The sequence below is a fragment of the Devosia sp. genome, from assembly GCF_040509215.1.
Taxonomy (GTDB): Bacteria; Pseudomonadota; Alphaproteobacteria; order Rhizobiales; family Devosiaceae; genus Devosia.
This window is the reverse complement of the sequence record NZ_JBEVLL010000340.1, coordinates 1-7,097: the sequence shown is the minus strand read 5'-3', so window position 1 is coordinate 7,097 and position 7,097 is coordinate 1. Positions and strand designations below refer to the sequence as shown.

Below are 7,097 nucleotides of genomic sequence, written 5' to 3'. Positions count from 1 at the left end.
GATCAGGTCGAGCTGGTTATGGCTTTCGAAGAAGAATTCTCGGTCGAAATCCCGGACGACGCTGCCGAGTCGATCCAGACCTTTGGGGACGCAGTCTCCTTCCTGACCAAGGCCACCAGCTAAGCTGGACGGGCAGGTTTAGACATGGAACTTCGCCGAGTCGTCGTCACCGGAATGGGGCTTGTCACGCCCCTTGGTTGCGGAGTGGAGGCCACGTGGGCCAATATTCTTGCAGGCAAGAGTGGAGCCAAGCGTATCGACGAATTCCAGGTCGACGATATCGCCTGCCAGATTGCTCATCGGCTGCCCCGCGGGGATTATGCCGATGGCAAGTACAATCCCGACGAGTGGATGGAAACCAAGGAACAGCGCAAGGTCGACGATTTCATCGTCTACGCCATGGCCGCTGCCACCCAGGCCATCCAGGATGCCGGGGTTGAACCCAAGACGCAGGAAGAGCAGGAACGCACTGGCGTTCTGATCGGCTCGGGCATCGGCGGGATTGGCGGCATCTATGATGCCTCCATCACCCTCCACGAAAAAGGCCCGCGCCGCATCAGCCCCTTCTTCATCCCGGGTCGCTTGATCAATCTGGCTTCCGGCCATGTCTCCATCCGTTTCGGTCTCAAGGGACCGAACCATTCCGTCGTCACCGCCTGCTCGACTGGGGCGCACGCCATTGGCGATGCGGCCCGCCTGATCGCGCTGGGCGATGCCGATGTGATGGTTGCGGGTGGTGCGGAAAGCTGCGTCAACCGCATCTCGCTGGCCGGCTTTGCCGCAGCGCGTGCGCTCTCGACCGGCTTTAACGACAATCCGACCGCGGCTTCCCGCCCCTATGATCGGGACCGCGATGGCTTCGTCATGGGCGAGGGCGCCGGCATTGTGGTGCTCGAAGACTATGAGCGCGCCAAGGCTCGCGGCGCCAAGATTTATGGCGAAGTGATCGGTTATGGCCTTTCGGGCGATGCTTATCATATCACCGCACCCGCGCCCGATGGCGACGGTGGCTTCCGTGCCATGAGCGCGGCGGTCAAGCGTGCGGGCATTTCGCCGGCCGATATCGACTATATCAACGCACACGGCACTTCGACGCCGCTCGGCGACGAGATCGAACTGGGCGCGGTATCCCGCGTCCTGGGCGCTGCCGCAGAAAAGTCGGTCATGAGCTCGACCAAGTCGGCCATCGGTCACCTTCTGGGTGCCGCAGGTTCGGTCGAAGCGATTTTCTGCCTTCTCGCCATGCGCGATGGCATCGCTCCGCCGACGCTCAATCTCGACAATCCCTCCGTCGAGACGGCGATCAATCTGGTGCCCAAGGTGGCACTCAAGAAGGAAATTAACGTGGCCCTGTCCAACAGCTTCGGCTTTGGCGGCACCAATGCCACGCTGGTCATGCGCAAGGTCGCCTGATTTTTTTAAACTGCAAGAGGGGCACGTCGCGTGGCTAAAGCGACGTGCCCCTTGTTTTTATGCAAATACGAAGCAAACAAAGCCGCTGCCCTGCCACGGTGTGGCTTCAAGGAACAACAAGAAGATCGGCACATCCGCTGACTGCCAAGAGGTGATTCTCTAGATGAACGACCGCCGTAAACGCCGCCGCCGCTCGTCCAATGGCCTTGTCGATGTGCTCAACGCCCTTCTTACCCTGCTCGTCATCGGCCTCGTGGTCGTCGGCGGCGGTTTCCTCTTCGTCGCCCAGCAGTACTATACCGACGGTCCGTCCAACGAAGAGCGCGTCTTCCGCGTCGAAAGCGGCAACACGCTGACCACCACGGCGAGCCGTCTCGAAGAACAGGGCTTCATCACCAATGCCCTGATCTTCCGGCAGTTCGGTTCGCGTGTGGAAGACAACACCACGGTCAAGGCCGGCGATTTCACCATCCCCGCCAATGCCAGCATGTCCGAAATTCTGCGCGAACTGACGACCGGCACGCCCATCCGCTACGCCGTCACCATTCCCGAAGGCTGGACCTCCTGGGAAGTCGTGCAGCGCGTCAATGCCGATGATCGCCTGAGCGGCACCATCGACACCCTGCCGGCCGAAGGCTCGATCCTGCCGGGCAGCTATGATTATATGCCGGACGATACCCGCCAGTCCGTCATCGACCGCATGCAGGCCGCCATGACCACGGCGCTCGCCGAGGCCTGGGAAGGCCGTCAGGCCGACCTGCCGCTGTCCTCTCCGGCCGAACTCCTGATCCTCGCCTCCATCGTCGAGCGCGAAACCGGCGTTGCCGAAGAGCGTCCGCAGGTCGCCGCCGTCTTCGTCAATCGCCTCAAGGAAGGCATGCGCCTGCAGTCCGATCCGACGATCATCTATGGCATCACGCTGGGTCAAACCAAGCTCGAGCGCGGCCTTCGCCGTTCCGAGATCGAGGAAAAGACGGCTTACAATACCTATCAGATCGACGGTCTGCCCCCGACGCCCATCGCCAATCCCGGCATCGAGTCGCTGCGTGCCGTCGCCAATCCCGATAGCCACAACTACCTCTACTTCGTCGCCAAGGGCGCCTCACCGCGCGATGGTCACGTCTTTGCCGAGACCTATGCCGAGCACCAGCAGAACGTCGCCCGCTATCGCGAGATCGAGCGCGAGGCCGCCGAGCAGGCTGCGACGGACGCGGAAGCTGCCCGCCAGGCCCTCGAAGCCGAACAGGCCAACGGCACGGAAGGCAGCAGCCAGTGACCTCAGCCATCGCCAGCATGACCGGCTATGCCCGGGCCGACGCCATGTTCGGCCCGGCCCGCCTCCGGGTGGAACTGAAATCGGTCAATGGCCGCGGCCTTGATATCCGCACCCGGCTGGCGCCCGGTCTCGACGCTTTCGATATCCCCATCCGTCAGGCACTGGGGCAGGCGCTCTCCCGCGGCTCGGTCAATGCGACGGTGTCGCTCGAGCGGCAGGGCGCAACCGGCGCCGTTTCGGTCAACCCCGCTGCGCTTGAAACCATCCTCGCGGCCATCTCGGCACTGTCCGGCCGCGTCGATGCCCGCCGCCCCAGCCTCGATGGCATCCTGGCGCTGCCCGGCGTTCTCGTCGTCGAAGAAGGTGGTGATCTCGACGAAGAGGGGCTCGAACCCATCCTGATGGCCGCCGTGCGGCAAGCTTGCGGCGCCCTGCAACAATCGCGGCTGGAGGAGGGGGCGCGTATCGCCGAAATCCTCTCTCGCCAACTCGATGTTATCGCCGAGCTTGTCGAGCGCGCCGACGCCCATCCCGGCCGCTCGCGTGAAGCCATCTCAGCCCGCCTTGCCCAGCAAGTTCAGGCGCTCCGCCAGGAAGCTGATATTTCGCCCGATCGTCTCGCCCAGGAAGCGCTGGTGCTCGCGACCAAGGCCGACATCCAGGAAGAGATCGACCGCCTCCGCGCCCATATTGCCGGCGCCCGTGCGCTGCTGTCCGGCTCTGGCGCCGTCGGCCGCCGCCTCGATTTCCTCGCTCAGGAATTCAACCGCGAAGCCAATACGCTCTGCTCCAAATCGAACGCCGTGGAACTCACCTCCATCGGCCTTGACCTCAAGGCGGTGATCGATCAACTACGCGAGCAAGTCCAGAACATCGAATAGAGTGCCTCACAGATGGATTTTCAGCGCCGCGGCGTCATGCTTGTCCTCGCCTCGCCTTCGGGCGCCGGAAAGTCATCCATTTCGCGCGCACTCTTCGGCGCCGATCCAAACATCAAGCTCTCGGTTTCGGTAACCACCCGCGGCCGCCGCACCGATGAAGTCGACGGCAAGCATTACCATTTCATCGACGTGCCGACCTTCGAAGCGATGCGCCGCGATGGCGGCCTGCTCGAATCCGCCGAGGTGCATGGCAATTTCTACGGCACGCCGCGCGCCCTCGTTGAAGAACAGCTCTCCAACGGCAACGACATCCTCTTCGACATCGACTATCAGGGCACCCTGCAGCTCTACGAAAAATGCCGTGCCGACATGGTCACGGTCTTCATCCTGCCGCCCTCGATCAAGGAACTGCGCGCCCGCCTCGAACGCCGCGCCCAGGATAGCGTCGGCACCATCGAGAAGCGCCTCAGGAATGCGCGCAACGAGATGGATCACTACGACGAGTACGACTACGTCCTCGTCAACGAAGACCTCGAACTCTCCGTCGCCCGCGTCCGTGCCATCTTGGCCTCGGCTCGTCTCAATCGCGAGCGCCAGATCAATCTCGACAATTTCGTTCGCGACCTGCAGAACCAGATCGGCCCGGCCTGACCATGACCGAGCTGCCGGGCATTCGTCGCGGCACTCGTGAATTCCGGCGGGCCAATGCCGCCTTCTTCCTGTCGGCCTTCTCGGTCTTTGCTTCGCTCTATTCGGTGCAGCCCCTGCTGCCTATGTTCGCGCAATATTGGGTGCGCGACGCCGGCGAGGCGTCCCTGGCGCTTTCGGTCACCACGGCCACCATGGCCGTCGCCCTTATTCCCGCCAGCATGCTCGCCGATCGCCTCGGTCGTCGCCGCCTCATCGTCTGGGCCCTGCTGATCACCGCCATACTCGGCGCCGCTTTGCCCTTCGCCCAGGTCTGGTGGCAGTTGATCACGCTCCGTACGCTGATGGGCATCACCCTTGCCGGAATTCCGGCCGTCGCCATGGTCTATCTTTCCGAGGAAATGGCCCCCGATGCCCTCGGCTATTCCATGGGCCTTTATATCGGCGGTACTGCCATTGGCGGCATGGCGGGTCGCGTCATCTCCGGTGTCCTCTCCGATTTTCTCGGCTGGCGCCTCGGCACCGGCATATTGGCCGGCCTGATCCTTCTCGCTGCCCTCGCGGTCGCTGCGCTGCTCCCCCAGCCGCGCCAGTCCACCCGCGACCCCATAAGCCTGCCCGACCTCTGGCGCCGCTGCCGCGCCAGTTTCGACGATGCGGCTCTGCCCTGGCTCTTCGCCAGTTCCTTCCTCATCATGGGTAGCTTCGTCACGCTCTATAACTATGCCGGCTTCCGCCTGGCCCTGCCGCCCTTCCTTCTGAGCCACTCGGCCATCGCGGCGATCTTCCTCGTCTATCTCCTTGGCAGCATCAGCTCTACCTGGGCCGGCGGCCTTTCCCAGCGTCTCGGCCGCCGCAAGGTCTTCTGGGTTCTCGTAGCGATCATGGGCGTCGGTATGGCACTCACCACCATCCCCGACACCTGGGTCATCATCCTTGGCCTCGCTATCGCTACCATTGGCTTCTTCGCCGCCCATGGCGTTGCCAGCGCCTGGGTCACCCGTCGCGCCCGCGTCGGCAAGGCTCAGGCCTCCGCACTCTATCTCGTGGCTTACTATCTTGGCGCCTCGATGCTCGGCACCATTGGCGGTTACGCCTGGACGGCCTGGGCCTGGCCCGGCGTCCTCCTCGTCTGCGGTGGCGCTATTACGCTGGCCCTTGTGGTGGCCATTCGCCTGACCTTCATCCCGCCGCTCGCCGCGCCGGAACAACCCGTTACGCCACCAACTGCACAGTGATTAGCGCAGCCCCGGCAGCGCCCGCGCCATGGCCAGAAAGGCCTCGATGGGAAGATCCTCGGCCCGCTCGTCGCCCTTGAGCCCGGCAGCAGCCAGCAGCCCTTCCACAGGCACACCCAGCGACTTCAGCGATTGCCGCACCATTTTGCGTCGCTGCCCGAAGGCCGCCTTGGTCACCTGCTCGACATGCTTGACCGCCAAGCCTTCTTCCACCGGCTTTGGCACCAGATGCACCACGGCCGAGGTCACATTGGGCGGCGGCACAAAAGCCTGTCGCCCGACATTGAAGGCAATCCGCGCCTCGCTCCGCCACCCGGCCAACACGCCCAGCCGCCCATAAGGGTCCTCGCCGGGCTTGGCACAGATCCGCTCCGCCACCTCGCGCTGAAACATCAGCGTCATGCTCTCGAAGAACGGCGGCCAAGGCTCCTGCGTCAGCCAGCCGGTCAGCAGCGGCGTGCCGATATTGTAGGGCAGGTTGGCGATGATCCGCGTCGGGCCGTCGGCAAGTTGCCGATAGTCCATTTCCATCGCGTCGCCCGCAATCACGGTTAAACGCCCCGGATAGGCCTCGGAAATCTGCGCCAGCGCCGGCAATGCCCGCGCGTCGCGCTCGATGGCGATCACTTCCCGCGCGCCCTCGGCGAGCAATGCCCGCGTCAGCCCGCCGGGCCCCGGGCCCACCTCGATCACGCGCACGCCTTCAAGCGAACCGCCGACGCGAGCAATGCGCGCCGTCAGGTTCAGGTCGAGCAGAAAATTCTGCCCCAGCTCTTTCTTCGCCTGCAGCCCATGCGTGGCAATGACCTCGCGCAGCGGCGGAAGCGTATCGATCTGGCTCATGCGGTCCCGGACGTCATCTTGTCTGCCATGGCTATGGCCGCCAAAAAGCTCGATGTCGAGGCTTTTCCCGTCCCCGCCAGGTCAAACGCCGTCCCGTGGTCTGGCGATGTCCGCACGATCGGCAGCCCCAGCGTCACATTCACCCCGGCGTCAAATGCCACGGTCTTGATCGGGATCAGCGCCTGGTCGTGGTACATCGCCAGCACGGCATCATATTGCCGCCAGTGTTTTGGGAAGAACAGCGTGTCGCCGGGCAGGGGGCCCATCGCTTCAATCCCCTCAGCCCGCGCCTTCTCCAGCGCTGGAATGATGGTCTCGATCTCTTCCCGCCCGATGGCCCCGCCTTCGCCCGCATGCGGGTTGAGCCCGGACACAGCAATCCGTGGCGCCGCGATCCCAAAGCGGCTCTTGAGATCGCGCGCCATCACCCGCAGCGTTTCGAGGATCAACTCTTCGGAAATCAGCCCCGGCACATCCTTGATCGGCACATGAATGGTCAGCGGCACCGTCCGCAATTCATCATGCGCCAGCATCATCACCGGCAGCGGCTCCACGCCACCCTCGGCACAAAGCGCCGCGAGAAACTCCGTATGCCCCGGATGGGCAAAACCGACGTGATAGAGCGCGCCCTTATGGATCGGCGCCGTCACCAGCGCACGACTGTCGCCAGCCCGGACGCTCGCCACAGCCTCTTCGATCGCCGCAATCACCACCCGCGCCGACTCCGGATGCGCTTGCCCGGGCTGGTCCGGCACAATCCCGGCGATATCCACCACTGGCAGCGCGCGCGAAAATACC

At 64.0% G+C, this 7,097-nt stretch carries 8 protein-coding genes; 6 read left to right on the top strand and 2 right to left on the bottom strand.

Annotation, left to right across the window (positions count from 1 at the left end):
• The 6 genes from ABW043_RS19415 to ABW043_RS19390 all read left to right on the top strand — a co-directional run.
• Positions 1 to 123: acyl carrier protein (locus ABW043_RS19415; protein ID WP_353922851.1), on the top strand; the 123-nt coding region annotated here is incomplete at its 5' end.
• A 21-nt stretch (positions 124 to 144) separates the two neighbouring features.
• A complete protein-coding gene (gene fabF / locus ABW043_RS19410) occupies positions 145 to 1,413 on the top strand; it encodes a beta-ketoacyl-ACP synthase II (protein WP_353922850.1) in 1,269 nt (422 codons plus the stop codon).
• A gap of 163 nt (positions 1,414 to 1,576) precedes the next feature.
• A complete protein-coding gene (mltG, locus tag ABW043_RS19405) occupies positions 1,577 to 2,689 on the top strand; it encodes an endolytic transglycosylase MltG (protein WP_353922849.1) in 1,113 nt (370 codons plus the stop codon).
• The gene (locus ABW043_RS19400) at positions 2,686 to 3,570 is read left to right on the top strand and encodes a YicC/YloC family endoribonuclease (protein WP_353922848.1); all 885 of its coding nucleotides are present in this window, start codon (positions 2,686 to 2,688) and stop codon (positions 3,568 to 3,570) included. Before mltG ends, ABW043_RS19400 begins: the two co-directional genes overlap by 4 nt.
• A gap of 12 nt (positions 3,571 to 3,582) precedes the next feature.
• Complete coding sequence (gene gmk / locus ABW043_RS19395) at positions 3,583 to 4,221, top strand: guanylate kinase (RefSeq protein ID WP_353922847.1); 639 nt, start codon at positions 3,583 to 3,585, stop codon at positions 4,219 to 4,221.
• Positions 4,222 to 4,223: 2 nt separating this feature from the next.
• A complete protein-coding gene (locus tag ABW043_RS19390; protein WP_353922846.1) occupies positions 4,224 to 5,456 on the top strand; it encodes an MFS transporter in 1,233 nt (410 codons plus the stop codon).
• Here ABW043_RS19390 and rsmA read toward each other — a convergent pair whose 3' ends face one another.
• Both rsmA and pdxA read right to left on the bottom strand, forming a co-directional pair.
• Positions 5,457 to 6,299 (bottom strand): 16S rRNA (adenine(1518)-N(6)/adenine(1519)-N(6))-dimethyltransferase RsmA, encoded by an 843-nt coding sequence (rsmA, locus tag ABW043_RS19385; RefSeq protein WP_353922845.1) that lies wholly within the window; start codon positions 6,297 to 6,299, stop codon positions 5,457 to 5,459.
• Positions 6,296 to 7,097: 4-hydroxythreonine-4-phosphate dehydrogenase PdxA (pdxA, locus tag ABW043_RS19380; protein WP_353922844.1), on the bottom strand; the 802-nt coding region annotated here is incomplete at its 5' end. The genes pdxA and rsmA, both read right to left, overlap by 4 nt.